General features: G+C 64.8%; 1 pseudogene. It reads left to right on the top strand.

What is annotated here, in order from left to right:
- Positions 1-26: 26 nt before the first annotated feature.
- A pseudogene (locus KVS71_RS18305) lies at positions 27-244 on the top strand ((2Fe-2S)-binding protein); the annotation flags it as partial.

Below are 244 nucleotides of genomic sequence, written 5' to 3'. Positions count from 1 at the left end.
AGGTCTCCGGAGCGATCTGGTGCCCCATGGTCTACGTTCTCCCGCTGGATGCGAAGCAGAACTTCCCCCGCCTCAAGGCCGAGGCGGAGAACATGCGCGCGATGTACTACATCGAGAGGGTCGACGCTCCGCACGTCTTCCCTATGGCGGGCCCGCCCATGTCCCTCCGCGACGACCTCTTCAGCTTCAACGGGATGGCCCCCAACGGCGGGCCCACCTTTACGGACCAGAAGCAGTCAACCCC

Source organism: Microbacterium sp. GbtcB4 (assembly GCF_019091465.1).
GTDB classification, from domain to species: Bacteria; Actinomycetota; Actinomycetes; order Actinomycetales; family Microbacteriaceae; genus Microbacterium; species Microbacterium paraoxydans.
The sequence above is the reverse complement of the archived record's forward strand: the minus strand, read 5'-3'. Positions and strand labels throughout refer to the sequence as shown.